General features: G+C 36.1%; 20 protein-coding genes and 1 pseudogene. 18 read left to right on the top strand and 3 right to left on the bottom strand.

The window, feature by feature from the left end; genetic code table 11:
- Positions 1-152: 152 nt before the first annotated feature.
- Positions 153-1,625: an ISNCY family transposase gene (locus tag AC075J_RS14350; protein WP_055200932.1), complete on the bottom strand. Its 1,473-nt coding sequence runs from the start codon at positions 1,623-1,625 to the stop codon at positions 153-155.
- A 175-nt stretch (positions 1,626-1,800) separates the two neighbouring features.
- On the opposite strand from AC075J_RS14350, the gene AC075J_RS14345 reads away from it, so the two are divergent.
- The 11 genes from AC075J_RS14345 to AC075J_RS14295 all read left to right on the top strand — a co-directional run bounded on the left by AC075J_RS14345 (position 1,801) and on the right by AC075J_RS14295 (position 12,675).
- Positions 1,801-2,184, top strand: coding sequence for a hypothetical protein (locus AC075J_RS14345; RefSeq protein WP_330380956.1), 384 nt, complete (start codon positions 1,801-1,803; stop codon positions 2,182-2,184).
- Between the two features lie 153 nt (positions 2,185-2,337).
- A complete protein-coding gene (bsh, locus tag AC075J_RS14340) occupies positions 2,338-3,315 on the top strand; it encodes a choloylglycine hydrolase (protein WP_005347230.1) in 978 nt (325 codons plus the stop codon).
- Positions 3,316-3,353: 38 nt separating this feature from the next.
- Positions 3,354-4,034, top strand: coding sequence for a GTP pyrophosphokinase (locus tag AC075J_RS14335; protein WP_005347231.1), 681 nt, complete (start codon positions 3,354-3,356; stop codon positions 4,032-4,034).
- Between the two features lie 35 nt (positions 4,035-4,069).
- Positions 4,070-5,629 (top strand): cardiolipin synthase, encoded by a 1,560-nt coding sequence (gene cls, locus AC075J_RS14330; protein WP_055060226.1) that lies wholly within the window; start codon positions 4,070-4,072, stop codon positions 5,627-5,629.
- A gap of 253 nt (positions 5,630-5,882) precedes the next feature.
- Entirely contained in the window at positions 5,883-7,247 is a 1,365-nt protein-coding gene (locus tag AC075J_RS14325; RefSeq protein ID WP_172679323.1) for a citrate/2-methylcitrate synthase, read from the top strand.
- Between the two features lies 1 nt (position 7,248).
- Positions 7,249-7,674 (top strand): MarR family winged helix-turn-helix transcriptional regulator, encoded by a 426-nt coding sequence (locus AC075J_RS14320; protein ID WP_006858455.1) that lies wholly within the window; start codon positions 7,249-7,251, stop codon positions 7,672-7,674.
- Positions 7,675-7,849: 175 nt separating this feature from the next.
- Entirely contained in the window at positions 7,850-9,283 is a 1,434-nt protein-coding gene (locus tag AC075J_RS14315) for a phospholipase D family protein (RefSeq protein ID WP_055060227.1), read from the top strand.
- The gene (locus AC075J_RS14310; RefSeq protein WP_003693048.1) at positions 9,262-9,972 is read left to right on the top strand and encodes a response regulator transcription factor; all 711 of its coding nucleotides are present in this window, start codon (positions 9,262-9,264) and stop codon (positions 9,970-9,972) included. The genes AC075J_RS14315 and AC075J_RS14310 overlap by 22 nt, the downstream gene beginning before the upstream one ends.
- On the top strand, positions 9,972-11,015 hold the full coding sequence (locus AC075J_RS14305) for a HAMP domain-containing sensor histidine kinase (protein WP_055053945.1): 1,044 nt from the start codon (positions 9,972-9,974) through the stop codon (positions 11,013-11,015). The genes AC075J_RS14310 and AC075J_RS14305 overlap by 1 nt, the downstream gene beginning before the upstream one ends.
- 33 nt (positions 11,016-11,048) lie before the next feature.
- On the top strand, positions 11,049-12,113 hold the full coding sequence (locus AC075J_RS14300; RefSeq protein ID WP_055060228.1) for an FUSC family protein: 1,065 nt from the start codon (positions 11,049-11,051) through the stop codon (positions 12,111-12,113).
- Positions 12,103-12,675: a CDP-alcohol phosphatidyltransferase family protein gene (locus AC075J_RS14295; RefSeq protein WP_055053943.1), complete on the top strand. Its 573-nt coding sequence runs from the start codon at positions 12,103-12,105 to the stop codon at positions 12,673-12,675. The genes AC075J_RS14300 and AC075J_RS14295 overlap by 11 nt, the downstream gene beginning before the upstream one ends.
- A gap of 177 nt (positions 12,676-12,852) precedes the next feature.
- Here AC075J_RS14295 and AC075J_RS14290 read toward each other — a convergent pair whose 3' ends face one another.
- Positions 12,853-13,104 (bottom strand): ImmA/IrrE family metallo-endopeptidase, encoded by a 252-nt coding sequence (locus AC075J_RS14290; protein WP_006427154.1) that lies wholly within the window; start codon positions 13,102-13,104, stop codon positions 12,853-12,855.
- Between the two features lie 223 nt (positions 13,105-13,327).
- Positions 13,328-13,426: pseudogene (locus tag AC075J_RS14285) on the bottom strand (glucosamine-6-phosphate deaminase); the annotation flags it as partial.
- Positions 13,427-13,653: 227 nt separating this feature from the next.
- On the opposite strand from AC075J_RS14285, the gene AC075J_RS14280 reads away from it, so the two are divergent.
- The 7 genes from AC075J_RS14280 to AC075J_RS14250 all read left to right on the top strand — a co-directional run bounded on the left by AC075J_RS14280 (position 13,654) and on the right by AC075J_RS14250 (position 18,816).
- The gene (locus AC075J_RS14280; RefSeq protein WP_006427156.1) at positions 13,654-14,652 is read left to right on the top strand and encodes a hypothetical protein; all 999 of its coding nucleotides are present in this window, start codon (positions 13,654-13,656) and stop codon (positions 14,650-14,652) included.
- Positions 14,653-14,863: 211 nt separating this feature from the next.
- Positions 14,864-15,013 (top strand): hypothetical protein, encoded by a 150-nt coding sequence (locus AC075J_RS14275; protein WP_167338141.1) that lies wholly within the window; start codon positions 14,864-14,866, stop codon positions 15,011-15,013.
- 46 nt (positions 15,014-15,059) lie between these two features.
- Positions 15,060-15,485: a GNAT family N-acetyltransferase gene (locus tag AC075J_RS14270; RefSeq protein WP_055053942.1), complete on the top strand. Its 426-nt coding sequence runs from the start codon at positions 15,060-15,062 to the stop codon at positions 15,483-15,485.
- A 55-nt stretch (positions 15,486-15,540) separates the two neighbouring features.
- A complete protein-coding gene (locus AC075J_RS14265) occupies positions 15,541-15,864 on the top strand; it encodes a hypothetical protein (RefSeq protein ID WP_004613237.1) in 324 nt (107 codons plus the stop codon).
- Between the two features lie 124 nt (positions 15,865-15,988).
- Positions 15,989-16,513, top strand: coding sequence for a flavodoxin family protein (locus tag AC075J_RS14260; RefSeq protein WP_055060821.1), 525 nt, complete (start codon positions 15,989-15,991; stop codon positions 16,511-16,513).
- Positions 16,514-16,795: 282 nt separating this feature from the next.
- Entirely contained in the window at positions 16,796-17,638 is an 843-nt protein-coding gene (locus AC075J_RS14255; protein WP_020993164.1) for a tyrosine-type recombinase/integrase, read from the top strand.
- A 2-nt stretch (positions 17,639-17,640) separates the two neighbouring features.
- A complete protein-coding gene (locus AC075J_RS14250; protein ID WP_020993160.1) occupies positions 17,641-18,816 on the top strand; it encodes an IS91 family transposase in 1,176 nt (391 codons plus the stop codon).
- Positions 18,817-19,083 lie beyond the last annotated feature (267 nt).

The raw sequence follows: 19,083 nt of genomic DNA, 5'->3' as shown, positions 1-19,083 counted from the left end.
TAGGTAATTGCGAAACTCGCGGTGCTCGTTCGTAACCTTGAACCAAAACAAGGAAGAATTCGCGAAGAGCACGACTTGTGGAATGAAAAATGGATAATCGCACATGTTAGGCGCACTTTAATAAGCTATGGACTTTATGAAAGTGGTAAGTCCTAAGCTATGAGTGGTTTTATGCTTCGAATATATTCGTGGTGATTGATCTTATCTGCGAGAACAACAGTAATAAGTTGTGTGATCCCGGCAAGAATCAGATCAGCATGCAGAGTCCTCTCATTTTGGGTTCGGCGTCCTGCAAGACAGAGATTGTCTTTGATGTGGTTGATATCTCTTTCGACAACAGTCCTGATTTTATAGGTATCATCCCATTTTTCGGTGCCGCGGATCGTTCCGGGATAAGCACGAAGATCCTTTTCCGGGTAGATGTAGACCATCCGCCCACATTTAGAAGAAGTACAAGGGTTGTCACAGAAACAATGACGATGGGATTTTTGAGTTGATTTATCATAAATCCATTTCATTCTTGGACAGACAAATTTATATCTTGTTACTCCACTGTGAAGTTTGGAAGTGCCTTCGTACTTCATTTGTAAAGAAGGATCATGGGGACAACACGGAATACCATCTTCATTGATGGAATAATCCAGATTTTCAAGTCCGGATCTTGCATTCAGCGGAATATAAGCTTTCGAGAAATGTTTGTCATTACCAAAAGTGTCACCGGTAAGAAGGCTCTTATAGAGTTGTGCGGTATCGAAAGCAGCATCACCCAGGAAGGTTTTTGGATTAATCAAAGGATGCTTGGAAAAGAAGTCCTTAAGTGTGGGGATTAAAAGCTTTGAATCATGAACACATTTATCTTCGTCAGGGGAATCGGATTTCTTTTCGACAACGATATCAGGATGTGAAGCCATAAAGTTTTTGTTATAAAAAGATATGTGGCGGATGATGCCCAATCCGTTAGTGACAATGCCGAACTTGAAGACATAGCAAAAATGCCCATTGATATAGAGCTGCTTAATCTCAGGATTAGCAGAAGCATGAGAAGGCATGGAACCATAGGCAGCTTTATAAGGATCATAGGATTTATCAAAGCCCTGAGCTTTCGCGTATGCCTTAAGCTGTTTGATGATCCTGTTAGCATACTTGGGATTATTTTCGGTAACAAATGCTTCTATGCCGGAAGAATCAAAGATGGTCATATCCGCTTTTGCAGAGTCAATCGCCTGACAGATAGGCTCGGTAACATCAACAAGGTTATCGAAAACAAGCTGGAGGTCATCTAAAAAATCCTGTTTGAATCGGGTGATTTTGGAAGCGTCTGGGACTTTAGTAAAACCACAGAATTCCCGAAGTGATTTTGAGTAAGCGAGAAAAGTCAGGAGAAGCTGATCCGTAGGGATAGAGAAAATACGTTGAATAATCAAAGCCCACAGAAAAGCTTGCAAAGGGTATTTACGGGTTCTGCCCGTCGATGCATAGAAATGATTTCTAAAAGAAATCGGAATTAACTCATCAATATCGATATGGGTTTCTAATAGAGAAAGAAAAGCAGGTTTGTCATTTTCAAATTTTTCATGGCAATCTGAAAAAATATCTGCCAAAGAAAGCTGTTTATATGGTATCATAAGTATCAGAATAACTCCTTTCTTGGATGTAGGTTTATAGTTTTTAGTCAACTCTATTATACCATATCCGGTGAGGAGTTATTTGTTTATAGGTAACAAAAAATGCCGTATTTATGCGGCTTGTGGCGTTTCGCAAACGCCTATGATTTTATTATATCGTGAGGAGGATATGAAAATGAGCGAAAACAATGATTATATTCAGTTACCACCACTAAAAAAAGACACACCAGCCGATGTGGTAGCATTTATGTGGGAGTACATGAAAGTACCGGAGGATTCAAGAGAAAAAGTTAAGAATCTGCTTAAAGATGCAAATGAAAATGGAGTAAAAATAAGTCATCAGGCACCAACACTGTATGATGTTGTTCCGAAAGAAGAAATTGCTGAATTTGAAGAGCTTATGCGCAAAACCATAGCTGACATTGTATCAGAAGCCAGTAGCGTTCGTTGCCTGTTGGGTGTATGTGCAGAAATATGTGAAGCACAAAACCCTAAACGAAATGCTGCAAGAATTGCCAGACGTAGGTCAATTCATCCTAGCTATGGATACCTGGTTTGAAAAACTGATGGAGAAATAATCTAGGAAAATAGTTTAAAGTTTACATGTTATGATCATGTATGAAGTTGGAACAAAATAAAAGATTGTGCTATACTATTGTTCAAGAAAAAAACTCATTGACATATTTCAATCTATTTAGGAGGATAAACGATCATGTGTACAGCAGCAACTTATAAAACAAAAGATTTTTACTTTGGACGAACCCTCGATTATGAATTCTCTTATGGTGATCAGATAGTAATTACACCACGTAATTATGCGTTTAATTTTCGCCATGTTGGCGATATGAAAAATCATTATGCAATTATTGGAATGGCTCATGTTGCAGAGGATTATCCTTTGTATTATGATGCTATGAATGAAAAAGGAGTGGCAATGGCAGGACTGAATTTTGTCGGAAATGCTGTTTATGCCGCGATTAAGCCAGATGTGGAAAATATTGCACAGTTTGAATTTATTCCTTGGATTTTAAGTCAGTGTTCTTCTTTAGTTGAAGTTCGCGAGCTTCTTGAACGAATTAATATTGTTAATACTCCTTTCAGCGAGCAATTGCCATTAGCACAATTACACTGGATCATTTCTGATGAGAATGAGTCAATTACGGTAGAATCTATGTCAGATGGTTTGCATATTTATGATAATCCAGTAGGAGTGCTTACGAATAATCCGCCATTTCCACAGCAGATGTTTCAACTAAATAATTATATGTATTTATCTCCTAAACAGCCCAGAAATACTTTCTGCGAAAATTTGGCTCTTGATGCATATAGTAGAGGTATGGGAGGATTAGGTCTTCCGGGAGATCTCTCATCTTCATCACGCTTTGTACGTGTAGCTTTTACAAAGGTAAATGCAATTTCAGGTGAATCAGAGGAAGAAAGCGTTAGCCAATTCTTCCATATTCTCGGATCTGTGGATCAGCAACGAGGATGTTGCGAAGTAGCGGATGGAAAATATGAAATCACATTGTATACGTCGTGTTGTAATGTTACAAAAGGTATTTATTATTACAATACTTATGAAAACCATCAGATCAGTGCAGTAGATATGCATGTAGAAAATCTGGATAGTGATAAAATGATTTGTTATCCAGTAATTCAAGGAGAACGAATCAACTATCAAAATAAATAATGTTTTGAAATCAGGGATGAGGTAGAAAGGAAAGTTCCATGACAAAAGATGAAGTAAAAAAACTCAGGATGAACAGTCCGGAATCACTACAGTTTTTAAATAATGCTACAAAATTTTATAATTTAATGATGATGTATCGTTGTGCTATTCGGGAGATACAAACTAAACTTGAGGTTTTGGATGATGAATTTTCAGTTGAGAACAATCGAAATCCTATTTCTTTTATAAAAACAAGAATTAAGAAGCCCAATAGTATTTACGATAAACTGCAGAAGATGGGATATGAATTTACAACAGAAAATATACAGACATATCTCAATGATGTAGCAGGCGTTCGAATAGTTTGTGCGTTTATTGACGATATTTATATGATATCAGATTTGATTACCCAACAGGATGATATTAAAGTTATTGAAATAAAAGATTACATAAAAAATCCAAAATCGAATGGTTATCGAAGCTATCATATGATTGTTGAAATACCAGTATTTTTTGCTAAGGGTAAAACACCTATGCGTGTAGAATTACAGATTCGAACCAATGGTATGGATTTCTGGGCAACATTGGAACATCAACTTCGCTATAAAAAAGGAATTGAAGAAATGCCTGGCTATGATGAGATAAGTGAAGAATTACTTCATTCTGCAAGAGCTATCATTGAAGCAGATAATGAAATGCAGAGAATAAAAGACAAAATTGGTATGTTCCACGAAATTTAGGGAGAAAACTGAGCAAGTAGGAAGGTGGAATATATATGAAACAAGATACTTTAGAGGGCAAAGCAAAAACAAAAAATGGGGTAAAACGGCTGTGTTTTTCCATAATCTGCATTCTTCTGGAAGTGATTTTTATTATTACTATCGTAACACGCTTGAATGAATATGCAGAAATCATAAATTTATTTACAAGGATTTTGAGTGGGATCTTGGTTTTGGGATTGTACGCATCAAATAAGACATCCTCTATGAAAATGCCTTGGATCATCTTAATTCTAATTTTCCCAATTATGGGTGTAGGCCTGTATTTGTTGATTGGTTTGAATGGTGGCACACATAAAATGCGTGAGCGATATGCAGAAATTGATAGCAAATTGTTACCAATGCTTCCGGACAGTCAGGAGTGTTTGAGCAAAATAAAAGAAACAATTCCGAAAGCAGGAAATATAGCAAGTTACATACAAAGAAATTCGCAGTATCCAATCTATCAGAATACGGATATTGTGTATTTTGATGAAGCAGTAAAAGGATTAGAGGCACAGCTTAAGGATTTGGAGAAAGCACAGAAGTTTATCTTTATGGAATATCATGCGATAGAAGACGCTGAAGCATGGCATAAGATTCAAGATGTTCTGGAAGAGCGAGTAAAAGTAGGTGTGGAAGTTAGAGTATTCTACGATGATATGGGTTCTATAGGCTTTATTAACACAGATTTTGTGAAAAAGATGGAGGCAATAGGAATTCATTGCCGTGTATTCAATCCGTTTATGCCAGGTTTAAATCTGTTTTTGAACAATCGTGATCATAGAAAAATAACAGTTATTGATGGAAAAGTCGGATTTACAGGTGGATATAATCTAGCAAACGAATATTTTAATTACACACACCCGTATGGACAGTGGAAAGATACAGGTATTCGTTTAGAAGGAGATGCTGTTCAGTCGCTTACGGTGACATTTTTGGAAATGTGGAATGCAGTAAGTGATAAGGATGCTAATGATTCTGATTTTAGTAAATACCTTTTCCACTATGATTATGCGGCACAGCAAACTGGGTTTGTTCAACCTTATGCAGACAGCCCTATGGATAATGAGCAAGTCGGAGAAGAAGTTTATATCAGTATGATAAATAAAGCTGAAAAATATTGTTGGTTTATGACTCCATATCTAATCATAACAGATGAAATGACGCATGCGTTATGTCTGGCTGCTAAGCGAGGGGTAGATGTAAGAATTATCACACCTGGTATCCCTGATAAAAAATTCATTTATAATATAACTCGTTCTTTTTATCATGGATTAGTTAAACATGGTGTTCGTGTTTATGAGTGGACTCCTGGTTTCTGTCATGCAAAAATGAGTGTGGCAGATGACTGTATGGCAACTTGTGGAACAATTAATCTGGATTATCGAAGTTTATATCACCATTTTGAAAACGGCTGTTTTATGGCAGATTGTCAGGCAGTTGTGGAAATAAAAAATGATCTGATAAGAACGATGGGAGAATGTCGTGATGTGACAGACCAATATCAAACCGGACGAAGTGCATATTTGCGACTGGGACAATTATTTATGAGATTATTTGCTGGATTGCTATAAGAATCTGATGAAACGACCTTTCAAAAAAAGTTGATTTAGAAGTTAACTGTTTTTGAAAGGCCGTTTTTGCTATATCTAACAGTCTGTTGTACAAAGAAGATTTTGCATGGATGAAAAAACAAACCTTGTTGAGGTTAAATTGAGTTTTCCATTGTATTGTATTGCTAATGAATAAGAATAAGAAAAAGAACAGACAATGCTGAATGCACTGGAAACAAGAATATCTGAGTATAGTATGTAAGTTCGTAACAGAATGAAAGGAGCGATTCAAATGAGCAATTTGGAAAATTATATGAAACAGCAAGCAATTTTTTGTGAACAAAATGATAGCATTAGTAAGAATCTGTATTCAGAGTATGGTGTAAAAAGAGGCTTACGAGATGAAAAAGGACAAGGTGTGTTGACGGGGCTTACAAATATTTCTGATATAAAAGCTTTTGAATATCGTGATGGAGTAAAGAGTCCATGTGATGGCGAGTTATCTTATCGTGGTTATAATATAAAAGATTTAGTAACAGGAAGTAAAGGAAAAAGGTTTGTCTTTGAAGAAGGAGCATATCTTCTTTTATTCGGAGAATTGCCAACTGATACACAGTTAATGGAATTTCAGGGAAGACTATCTGATTGTATGGAACTACCGACTAACTTTACCAGAGATGTCATTATGAAAGCACCTACATCAGATATTATGGGTTCTATGACTCGAAGTATTCTTACATTGGGCTCTTACGATAAGGAAAAAGAAAGTCTTGAAATTCCGAATGTGCTAAGGCAGAGTATGCAGTTGATCGCAGCATTTCCTATGTTAGCAGTATATGCATACCATGCTTATTGTCATTATGAAAAAAACGAAAGTATGTATATTCATAGACCTGAAAAAGATTTATCTATTGCTGAAAATTTCCTGCGCCTATTAAGACCAGATACAAAATTCACAGAACTGGAAGCAAGAGTACTGGATATAGCATTATTGTTACATATGGAACATGGTGGTGGTAACAATTCTACATTCACTACACGGGTAGTAACATCTTCAGGTTCAGATACTTATTCTGTTATTTCAGCAGCAATGTCATCCTTAAAAGGAAAAAAACATGGCGGTGCAAATCTGATGGTAATGAATATGATGGATGATATTAAAAGTCATGTGAAAGATTATGAAGACGAAGAGGAAATTGCATCATATCTGAGTAAGATTTTGAAGAAAGAGGCGTTTGATCAGAAAGGACTTATTTATGGAATGGGACATGCTGTATATTCTATTTCAGATCCGAGAGAAAGGGTGTTCAAAGGCTTTGTAGAACAACTCGCAAGGGATAAAGGACGTGAGAAAGATATGACCCTTTATAACAATATTGAGAAGATTGCACCTAAGTTGATTGCAAAGCAGCGTCAGATATTCAAAGGAGTAAGTCCTAATATAGATTTCTATAGTGGTTTTGTGTATGACATGTTGAATATTCCAAGAGAATTGTACACGCCATTATTTGCGATAGCAAGAATTGCTGGTTGGAGTGCACATCGCCTGGAAGAATTGATAACTACAGATAAGATCATTCGCCCGGCATATAAGAGTCTAGTCAGCAAAAAAGAATATATAGAAAGAGAGGAACGATAATATGGGAGCAGGAACCAGTGCAGAGGAGTTTTTTTTAAAGAGCATCAATGTTGAAAGTATATTTGAATTTGTCGAAAGAACAGATTATTTGTTTCTTTATAGTATAAAGGAATGTGTTGAAAAATCAGACTGTCATGAAGGAGTATATCTTTCAGAAGTGGCAGAATACATGAAATTATCGATTCCAGAAACATCTAAGATGGTAAAAAGTCTTGAAAATAAAGGATATATTATCTGGAAATTAGATGAAAAAAAAGAAAGAACATACCTTGTTTTGACGAACAAGGCAATTGAATTAAGTAATTGTCAGAAAGAAAAAATGATAGAAGCTTATGAAAAAATCATATCGAATATACAAGAAGATGACCTGGCAGTTACACGGTGTACATTGAGAAAAATCCGACAGCTTATGGAAGAAATAAAATAGTGATTAATACAACGGAGTAAGAAAAGCTCCTTCATATATTAGAATAAAAATATGACTGTTTCTTTAAAAAGAAGCCGGTCATATTTTTTTATGAAAAATAAATTTTGTTGAGGTTAAATTGAGATTGACTTTGTATTGTATAAGTATGAAATAAAAAGGAATCAGGTGATGTACAATGAAAAAGCATAAAATATGTAAAATCCTTCTTGTTATACTGGCAATTTTTTTATGTGTGGCTTTTTATGAATTGCTCGGAATCTGCGTTGCATATAAAAAGCAGCCGGAAGTGTCCAATACAACCAAAAAAGAAACAAAAAATGGGTTATGGAACGAATGCAGTGAAAATACAGAACGGGCAGTAATCATAGAAAAGAATCCAGAAGCGCTTTTACAAAGAGTGCGTTTGATCAAGAATGCAAAAAAGGAAATTATTCTTTCTACTTTTGCATTTCAATCCGATGAAAGTGGAAAATTGATTTTAGGAGCACTGCATGATGCGGCAGACAGAGGTGTACATATTCGTCTGTTAGTAGATGGAATGGAGAGCTGGATTGATATGGAAGGAAATCCGTATTTCTATGGATTATCTTCCCATGAGAATGTTGAAATTAAACTGTATAATAAGGCCAATCCGTTGAAACCGTGGAAAATGATGGGTAGAATGCATGATAAATATTTGATTGCAGATGGAAAGAGATATATTCTTGGGGGAAGAAATACATACAATTATTTCCTGGGTGATTTTCCGGGACATAAAAACTATGACAGAGACGTGTTAGTGGTTTGCGATGAACCTGAGAAAGAAAATTCAGTTAACCAGTTGTCAGAGTATTTTGAAACCATATGGAATCAGGAAGACAGTGGTTATTTTCATAACAATAAAAAACTGGCAAATAGAAAATCTGTAAAGAACGCAGTTTTAGAGTTGCAGAACAGCTATCAGAAATATTTTGAAGAGAATAAGGAAAGAATCTGCGAGACCGATTATACGGACGAAACTTTTGAGACAGAAAAGATTACATTAGTGTCAAATCCTATTCACACAGGTTCCAAAGAACCAGTAGTGTGGTATCAGTTGGGAGAATTGATGAAAAATGCAAAAAATCGTGTGAAGATCCACACGCCATATATTATCTGTAATGATATGATGTATAATACATGGGAGGAGATTGCAGAGAACGTTTCAGATTTTTCTATCATGACAAATTCAGTTGCGAATAATGGGAATCCATTTGGGGCTGCCGATTATGCGAAAAACAGAAATAGAATCTTAAGTACAGGAATTAATATCTGGGAATATGAAGGCGGTTATTCATACCACGGAAAAAGTATTCTCATTGACGATGATCTGTCTGTAATCGGTTCCTTTAATATGGACATGAGAAGTGCATATCTGGATACGGAACTGATGCTTGTAATTCGCAGTAAAGATATTAATAAACAGTTGGAAGAGGGCATGATGGAATATGAAAAAGTGTCCCGCCAGATATTAGAAGGCGGAACTTATAATGATCCATATCATGTAGAGCCAATCGAATTAACAAAGAAACGTCAGAGAAAAATATTTTTGGTACAGCATCTGCTTGGATGGGCAAGGTATCTGTTTTAATAAGGAGGAAGGAAAACGTGTTTCAAATATTGATTGTAGAAGATGATAAAGAATTAAGCCAGCTATTCCAAAAAGTGCTTGAGAAGAATGGATATCAAGTCAAAAGTGCATCGGATGGAGCACAGGCATTAGAAGTATTGGATAAGGAATATATTGATCTGATCATTTCTGATATTATGATGCCGGTTATGGATGGCTATGAACTGGTGTCAGAACTTCGTTCAGCAGGATATCAGATACCAGTGCTTATGATCACTGCGAAAGGTTCCTTTGATGATATGCGCCAGGGATTTCTTTCGGGAAGTGACGATTATATGGTAAAACCGGTAAATGTGAATGAAATGGTTTTAAGAGTCGGAGCACTGCTTCGCCGTGCACAGATACTGAATGAACACAAAATTGTGATCGGTTCAACAGAGTTTGATTATGATGCAATGACGGTTACAACTGATAAGGAAAGTCTTGTTTTGCCTAAAAAAGAATTCCTGCTTTTATATAAGCTTGCAGCTTCGCCAGGCAGAACATTTACAAAACAACAGTTGATGGATGAAGTATGGGGATACGAGACGGAGGCAGACCCACATACGATAGAGGTACATATAGGAAGAATCAGAGAGCGTTTTAAAGATAACCCTGATTTTGAAATCGTAACAATGCGTGGAATTGGATACAAGGTGGTGAAAAAATAATGGAACAAAAGAAAGAAAAAGGATTGCGGATCCGGTCCTGTCTGACTGGTGCAATCTGGCTGGCACTTGTATTTTCAACAGTCATATCTGCTTTATTATTTGCTTTTTTGAATCATTTTTTTAATCTGCCGGGCAGCATACCTGTGCTTGGCTGGCTTTTGATTTTTAATACATTGATTGCAGGGCTGATCACTTCCTTTATTAATGCAAAGTTACTGGAACCAATTACCAGACTTAGTAAAGCAATGAAGAAAGTTTCTCAGGGAGATTTTGAACAGCATTTGGAAACGAACAGCCGTATAGCAGAAGTTGGAGAATCTTATCAAAGTTTTAACGTTATGACAAAAGAACTTCGTGCAACAGAGGTGCTGCAGATGGATTTTGTATCTAATGTTTCTCATGAGTTTAAGACCCCGATTAATGCCATTGAAGGATATACAATGCTGCTTCAGGGAGAAGAACTGTCTCAGGATCAAGAGGAATATGTAGAAAAAATCTTATTTAACACCCAAAGACTTTCCGGATTGGTTGGTAATATTTTGCTGTTATCCAAGTTAGAGAATCAGAATATACCAATGAAAAAAACAGAATATCGTCTGGATGAACAGATCCGCCAGGCATTTCTTTCATTGGAAACAAAATGGACAGAAAAAGAAATTGGTTTTCAGGTAGAATTGGAGGAAGTTAAATATACTGGGAATGAAGGACTTTTTATGCATATCTGGATAAATCTTTTGGATAATGCGATTAAGTTCAGCCCTTCAAAGGGGACAATTACGATGTTTCTGAAACAAGAACAGGATTCTGTTAAGTTCATTCTGGAAGATGAAGGACCAGGAATAGAGGATGATGTAAAATCCAGAATATTTGACAAGTTCTATCAGGTAGATGGATCTCATAAAGCAGAAGGAAATGGCCTAGGTCTTGCACTTGTAAAACGGATTGTAGATAGTGCCGGAGGAACAATCAAAGCAGAAAACCGTGAATATGGTGGATGCAGATTTGTTATAGAGCTGCCAAAGCAGAAAGATGAGATTATATAGTTTTAAGATAAATTAGAAGATGGGAGGATTTATATGACATTTTATCAGGAGTTGCAGTTAAATCAGACAGGTTCTAAAAACCTGTTGAAAAAGAGTGAAACACTAAAAGAAAAATTATATCATATGTGGGTATATCTGGTGAAGATAGCTGTTACAATGGCATTTTGTTTTTTCTTTGTTAGTATTTTCAGCATCCTATTTGGAAATGAGAACAGCATTGTAGGTGTAGTAGTCTTATTATGTCTCATGGTGTTTAGAAATGCGGATCTGGGGATCCACACCGGACAATCTACGATGCTTTTGGCTTTGTTCTTTGTAATTATGACTGTATGTCCGCATTTAGCAAATCAGTTTTCACCGGTATTGGGAATGCTGTTAAATATTGCGGCACTGGCTGTGTTGATTCTGTTCGGATGCCATAATCCATTCATGTTTAATCAATCTACATTGGTTCTTGGGTATCTGCTGCTATATGGTTATGATGTTACGGGAAAAAGCTATCAGATGCGATTAGTCGGAATGGCTTTAGGTGCAGCACTTACCTGCTTCGTATTTTATCGAAATCATAAAAACAGAACTTATAAAAGAAATCTGAAAGATCTGATACAAGAATTTGATATCACTTCTTCCAGAACAAAATGGCAGATATGTCAGATTTTATGCGTACCGATTGTCCTTTGCATTGCAGAACTTTGTAATATGCCACGTGCAATGTGGGCTGGTATTGCGGCCATGTCCACGATTTTGCCGTTTATGGAAGATATGCACTACAGAGTCCGTAAAAGGATTGTCGGAAATATTGCAGGTGTTATATGTTTTACAGTATTATATTTTCTGCTTCCTTCGTCAATCTATGCATATATAGGAATTCTTGGTGGAATCGGTGTAGGATTTTCAGCACAATATGGCTGGCAGGCAGTATTTAACACATTTGGTGCTTTAGCCATTGCTGCAGAGACTTATGGACTACAAGGAGCGGTTAGTCTTAGAGTGATTCAAAATGTTTTTGGTGTTGTGTTTGCTTTAGCATTTTGTGTTATATTTTATTGGTTTATGTCTAAAAAAAAGGAAAGTGAGGTGACCGTACATGCAGAGTGAAGTGAATCAGGAAGAAAATTTGAATAGAATTATTACGGTTCCTAATCTTCTTTCTTTTTTTCGGCTTTGTCTGATTCCGGTAATTATATGGAGTTATTGTGTAAAGAAAAATCCTCTGTTAGCTGGTGAAATCTTATTGCTGTCTGGTCTTACGGATCTTGCTGATGGATATATCGCAAGAAGATTCCATAGAATTAGTAATTTAGGAAAAATACTTGATCCGGTGGCTGATAAGCTGACACAGGCAGCGATGTTAATCTGTCTGTTTACTCGTTTTCCGCATGTGCTTCTTTTAATCGTAATAATGGCAGGTAAGGAGCTGTATATGGTAGTCAGTGGATGTCTTGTGATACAAAAGACAGGAAAAGTACATGGTGCAGACTGGCATGGAAAGATAGTAACCTTTTTATTATATGGAACTGCAGCGGTGCATATTATATGGTTCCACATTACACCGATGGTATCAGATCTGTTGATTGGTTTGTGTGCTATAATGATGGTCATATCGGTCGCTCTGTATATTATCCAGAATACCAGGACTCTTAAGGGAGAGACTGTATAAGCAATTTTATATTGCAATGACTAGAAAAATATTTAGGAGAAGATAGATATAAACAGTAAGTCAAACACACAAACTATGGAGTCTTTAGTCGGTTTAATAAAATTTTAGATAGAAAATAAATCATTATAAAAAGATCCTGTTCATACTATGATATATAGAACAGGATCTTTATTTACTTTATTTCGCCAGGAAATTGCTCTGAATCTCCATCGGCATATGATAAGCCTGGCCTCGTTTTGTCAGGCTGTATAATTTAAAGCTCATTAGTTCCGGAGTCGCATTCAATGAACTGCAGAGTCCGAAATAATCCAGGTCCTCGTTCTGAACCATATCTTCGATTTCCTCATCTTCAATCAGCAGATCGGCAGCAAACAGATTGGCCTGGTATTCTGTATTATCCGTCATATTGTAGAGTGTATCATCTTGCATACCTGGGTTGGATTTATCTTTATGGTAATTGTGTTAGTAGTTGTAATGCAGATATTTGAAAAGGTGAAAGAACAGCTGCTTAAATGGACAATTGATTAAAATTAAATGAAGATGAAAATATAGGGAAGTTGTGGTATATGGATGTGTATCACAGCTTCCCTTTTTTAACAAAAGCTAAATGCGTTTCATAAGTTACACTGCAATGTCCGGTGTCCAGTAGATATTATTTATCAATCTCACTCAGTGCAGCTTCATCAGCAACGATTGTTACATCATTATGTAACTGAAGGATGGAAGCCGGTACTTCCGGAGTGATTGCTCCATAGAGTACTTGCCTGTTGGGTGTATGTGCAGAAATATGTGAAACAGAAAACTCTGGACGAAATGCTGCAAGAATTGCCAGATGTAGGCCAATTTATCATTGCTATTGGATAGCTGGTTTGAAAGACTGATGGCGGAAGAATAGATGCTGTGATAGAATGAAGAAAAATGATAAGTTAATAAAATGATATCAAAAAAATTTACATCTGATAAGGAGAAGGAAAATAGATGGAAAGTGTGAATTATGAATATTTTGATTCAGAGAATGATTATTCAAAAAATCCTAATGCAACCAAACATAGATCATTTAACGTTTCAAGAGGAGATTTTAGTAAATATGCTATTTTAAATGGATTTTACGGAAAAAAACTGATTTCTCGAGATGCAAGAAAATTTTATTCATCAATGTGTAGAATGGCAGTAAAAAAGGAAAAAGGGTTTTATGTAATTTCAGATGAGTATGAATTTGCGGAAACTTCATATAAAAATGTAATTTCTTTTGCCATGGGTATGTTAGCAACAAGAATTATTGCAAATGAAATATATAACATTAACAAATTATATCATTTTACAGATAAGAGTTTTAAAGGAACGTTGGTGAATGGAAAAATGGCACCAGATTGGATCGGAGTTGATGGGCAAAAAAAAGTATTTTTATTTGAAAGTAAGGGGACTTGTAATAAGAATGTTAGGAAAAAGACAATCGAGCATGCAAAAGTACAATTAAATAATGTGGGTTCAATTAAGGATACATCAACAAACCAGATGTATTACCCACAAAAAGATAGCAAACATGTAATTTGTTCATGTTTTGACGCATACTCTGGTATAGATAAAGTATGGAATATACATGATGTGGATCCAGAAGGAAAGGGAGAAGTTAACTTAGAAATTAATTTTGATAAAGAATGCTTTATGTATTATCAAGCATTTGTTTCGTATGTGGATTCATTAAATCAGGTATATCAATGTGAGTCTGTAAAAAATCAAAAATACTATTGTTGGGTGTATGAAGATGAAAAATATTGTATTCTTGAAGAAATATATAATTCGATGAAATCAGGACAATTTAATGAACAGAATAGATATCGTAATTTTAATAATTATGTAAACGAGAAACTTAGTGATATAGAGTATCCAGAACAGTTTTCACATGATGGAATCTCTTCCTATGAAGATGGAATAGTAGTTTGTAGTTCAGTTTCTTGGCGAGATAAGCTGCACTAAGAAGATATTTTTGTTTTTGTTCTCATACTCCTCCTTCCGCTGAGACTATTCCTCCCGCCGGGAGTTCACGTATTTCAATATCGGCTGTCCCTTCCGATATTAGAAATAGTGCTGTGAACACCTTTAGGTGGAACCAACAGACAAGTGAAACGTCTGTTATTGAGAGGGTATGGGGAAATCCCCATCAAGATAAATCCCATAGGAGAACAGGATGGCAAACGACATTACTGTTAAACATGGGTGGATCTTGCTCTTATTTGTATCCCTCTATATAACGAAACGCTCAGAGACTGTTTTACAGTGGGGGAAAAGAAAAAATATCAAAAAATTGATGATTAATGGTGAGCTTGTGATAGAATGAAAAAAAGAGAAAAGCATAAAGGATGTAGTTGTAGAGAATATTTGTTATGATTAGAAAGTTGCTGAACGGAGATATCGATAGAGTCGCTGACATATGGTTAAAGACAAATCTGAAAGCACATTATTTTATTTCCAATCAATACTGGAAAAGTAATTATGAATTAGTAAAAGAAATGATGTCACAATACGAAGTTTATGTGTTTGAAGCAGATAAAATGATACAAGGATTTGTAGGACTAAATGATAAATATATAGAAGGTATTTTTGTCTCCGATGAAATGCAGTCATGTGGCATAGGTAAGCTTTTATTAGATTATGTTAAGGATAAAAAAGTTAGCTTACGATTAAATGTATACCAGAAGAATGCCAGAGCAATTTCTTTTTACCAAAGAGAAGGGTTCATTATTCAATGTGAAGGCTTGGATGAAGCTACTGGTGAAAAAGAGTACACTATGCTATGGAAACGAAAATAGAAATCGGAATTTATCAGAAAATGAAGAATAGTTGAAATGGAGGCGCTATAATAACATGAAGATTGAAGGGAACCAGAAAGAACTGGATGCAATGGTAGAATTTCATAAGGGAAACCGTGTCGAGGGACTGAGACTGCAAGAAGAATTTGCAGCGGAATTTCGTAAGGAGTATAAAGACAAAGATCACTGTCCTTGCCTGAAAGCCTGTCGTTATCACGGAAACTGTAAGGAATGTGTAGCAATCCACAGAGCGCATCAGGAACATGTTCCTAATTGTATGCGACCATTGATTAATAAAAAATTGAAATTGATGTCAGAATTAACAGAGCATACCTTGGCAAATGAAATAGAAGCTCCACATGAGATTTTAAGAAAATAGGCAAGTCAAATTCAAGTTTACAGAACTGAATCAAAAGAGCTCGAAGGAGCTCTTTTTCCTTTTTTATAATAGTATCATTATGGTATAATAGAGACATTAAAATCGGAAGTTGGAGGATACACGCATGAAAATTGTAATCATTAATGGAAGTGCCAGAAAAGGAAATACGCTGGCAGCAATCAATGCATTTATAAAAGGAGCGTCAGAAAAGAATGAAATTGAAATCATTGAACCCGACAACCTCAACATTGCACCATGCAAGGGATGTGGTGTCTGTCAATGCTCTAAGGGATGCGTCGATAAGGATGATACAAATTCTACCATTGATAAAATTGCTGCCGCAGATATGATTCTTTTTGCTACACCAGTTTATTGGTGGGGAATGTCAGCACAATTGAAACTTATCATTGATAAGTGCTACTGCCGTGGATTGCAGTTAAAAAACAAAAAAGTTGGCACAATTGTTGTAGGTGGTTCTCCCGTAGGCAGCATCCAGTATGAGCTGATTGATAAGCAGTTTGACTGTATGGCAAAATATCTTTCATGGGATATGCTTTTCAAAAAATCATATTATGCAACAGCCAGAGATGAACTTGAAAAAAATAAGGATTCCATGAACGAACTTGAGTGGATTGGAAAAAATTTATAAAGCACACACCAAATTCAAGTTGAACAAAATCGCTGCGCGATGGCTTGCCAAGGCTGTGGCGCAGCTTTCTTTTTCTCAATAATAAAATAGGCAATGGCAATTCTTACCAGTATTTGATATTGTAAAGTTACCACACAAAACAATTCAATACAGAAAGACACCACTGCCTATGAAAAGAATACCATTTGACCGCTTTTCTGACAAGCGGTTTTATTATGCTAATGCACCTCCATGTAAGCAGGGTTTTTCATTAACTACTGATTTTACATGGAGGATTTTATTATGTACGAAGAAATTTTTAATCAGATTCGATCTGCTGCAAATAAACGGAATCTCAAGGATTCCACGATTCATGCATACTGTACCAGTGTTGCTCATTTTTTGAACCGCACAGCCAAGGATATAGATGCATTAACAACTGACGATGTTGATATATTCCTAACTGAAAAGAAACTTTCCGGGATTTCACCAGAAACATACAATCACTACCATTCAGGAATCCGCTTCTTTTACAAAAAAATATTGAAGAAGAATTGGGATGATGATGACATACCTCGTATGAAAAGGGACAGAAAGTTACCAACGGTGCTTACAAAAGCAGAAATATCAGCTATTCTTGATGCTACGCCAAATTTGAAGCACAAAGCTATGATTGCTACTATGTATTCAGGCGGACTTCGTGTTTCAGAAGTCACACATCTTCATTATGATGATATTTCACGCACGAACAAAACCATACACATCCGTGATGGGAAAAGTCGCTCTGATCGTTATACTTTGCTTGCAGACCGGACGCTCGAAATATTGACAGAATACTGGTTTCAATGTGGCAGACCAAGGGGGATTCTGTTCCCAAGTTCATGGACAGGGGATTATCTTACAAAAGATAGTGTCATTCAGTTTTTTCGTGAAAGCGCCGAAAGAGCAGGCATTCAGAAACATGTCTCCACACATTGTTTGCGTCATAGTTTTGCAAGTCATCTGTTTGAGTCAGGCTGCGATATAAAATACATTCAGGCTCTTTTGGGACATCGTGATCCAAAATCAACAGAAATTTATCTGCATGTAAGCAATAAAACTCTGCTTGGTATTAAAAGCCCATTTGATGAGATGGGTGGTGAATGATTATGGATAAATCATGTACGATACAGGATGTATTTGAACGGTTCTATCCTTCTTATGAAAAGAGGAGTAACCCTCCTGCTCATCACAGAAAAACGGCTTATCACATCAGAAACTGTAAAACAGGAGTTTTTGGTGTAAACATCAGTGTTTGTGAGGACTGCGGATGTATCAGTGTTCACAACAACTCCTGCAGAAGCAGATGCTGTCCCATGTGCCAGGAGTTTCCGAAAGAGAAATGGATTGATGCACAAAAAGAGAACGTATTGGATGCACCCTATTATCATGTAGTATTCACAGTTCCTGAGGAATTGAATTCCATTATTTACAGCAACCAGAAGCTGTTATATGATGCACTGTATCATGCTGCTTCAGCCACATTGAATGAATTGTCAAAAGATGCAAAGTACCTGGGAGCTGATATAGGGTATATCTGCATTCTTCATACCTGGGGTTCTGCAATGAATTATCATCCTCATATTCATACCATTGTTCTTGGAGGTGGGCTTGATGATGAAAATAAATGGAAAGAAACAGGTGGAAATTTTTTTCTCCCATATGGTGTCATCTCAAAGGTGTTCCGTGGAAAATATCTGGATGAGTTAAAAAGCCTGTGGAATGATTCTAAGCTTAAATTTCATGGTACAGCGGAGAAATATCAGAACAGCTATCGTTTTAAAGAACTTCTTGATAAGTGTTATGAAAAGAACTGGGTCACTTACTGTAAAGAAACTTTCAATGGTGCACAGTCGGTTATCAATTATCTTGGAAAATATACCCACAGGATAGCAATCAGTAATCAGCGAATTAAATCCATGAAAGACACGACAGTTACATATGCAGTAAAAGACTATAAAAACGAAGGCTGTTGGAAAGAGAAAACAATTTCAGGAGAAGAATTCATCCGTCGATTCCTGATGCATGTTCCTCCCAAACAATTTGTCAGAATCCGTCACTATGGTCTGCTATCATGTAGAAACAAGAGAAAAAAGATAACTCACTGCAGAAATCTGCTTGGATGCAAGAAATACATTTCTACATTAAAAAATCTAAATGCAATAGAAATGATAAAGGTTTTGTATCACATCGATGTATGCAAATGTTCTTCTTGCGGAGGGAATATGGTATCACCCCGCAAAGATAAATACAGTTCTTCTTTTTGTGCACATATGAGATGTTAAAATCTACAATTGCATAGAATAAATGACTTCCGCATAGGAGGTTTGTTTGTCATGCCTGAAATTGATTTCTTGAATAAAAAAACTTTTACCAAAACATCCGGTATGATAAACTTAAGGAAAAGAGCAACGATTGAATCCCCATAGCTATCGGCTAAAGGGACGCGACTTTGTTCACCAAGGTAAAATCGAAATTGATGTAAACGAAAGGGCAGTTTTTATCAGAACTCAAGGCTGCTTTTTCGTTTACACCAACTCCGATTATTCCTT

The organism is Blautia sp. ZXY-1-C6, assembly GCF_056339875.1.
Note: the sequence above shows the minus strand (reverse complement) of the source record. Positions and strands in the feature narration are given on the sequence as shown.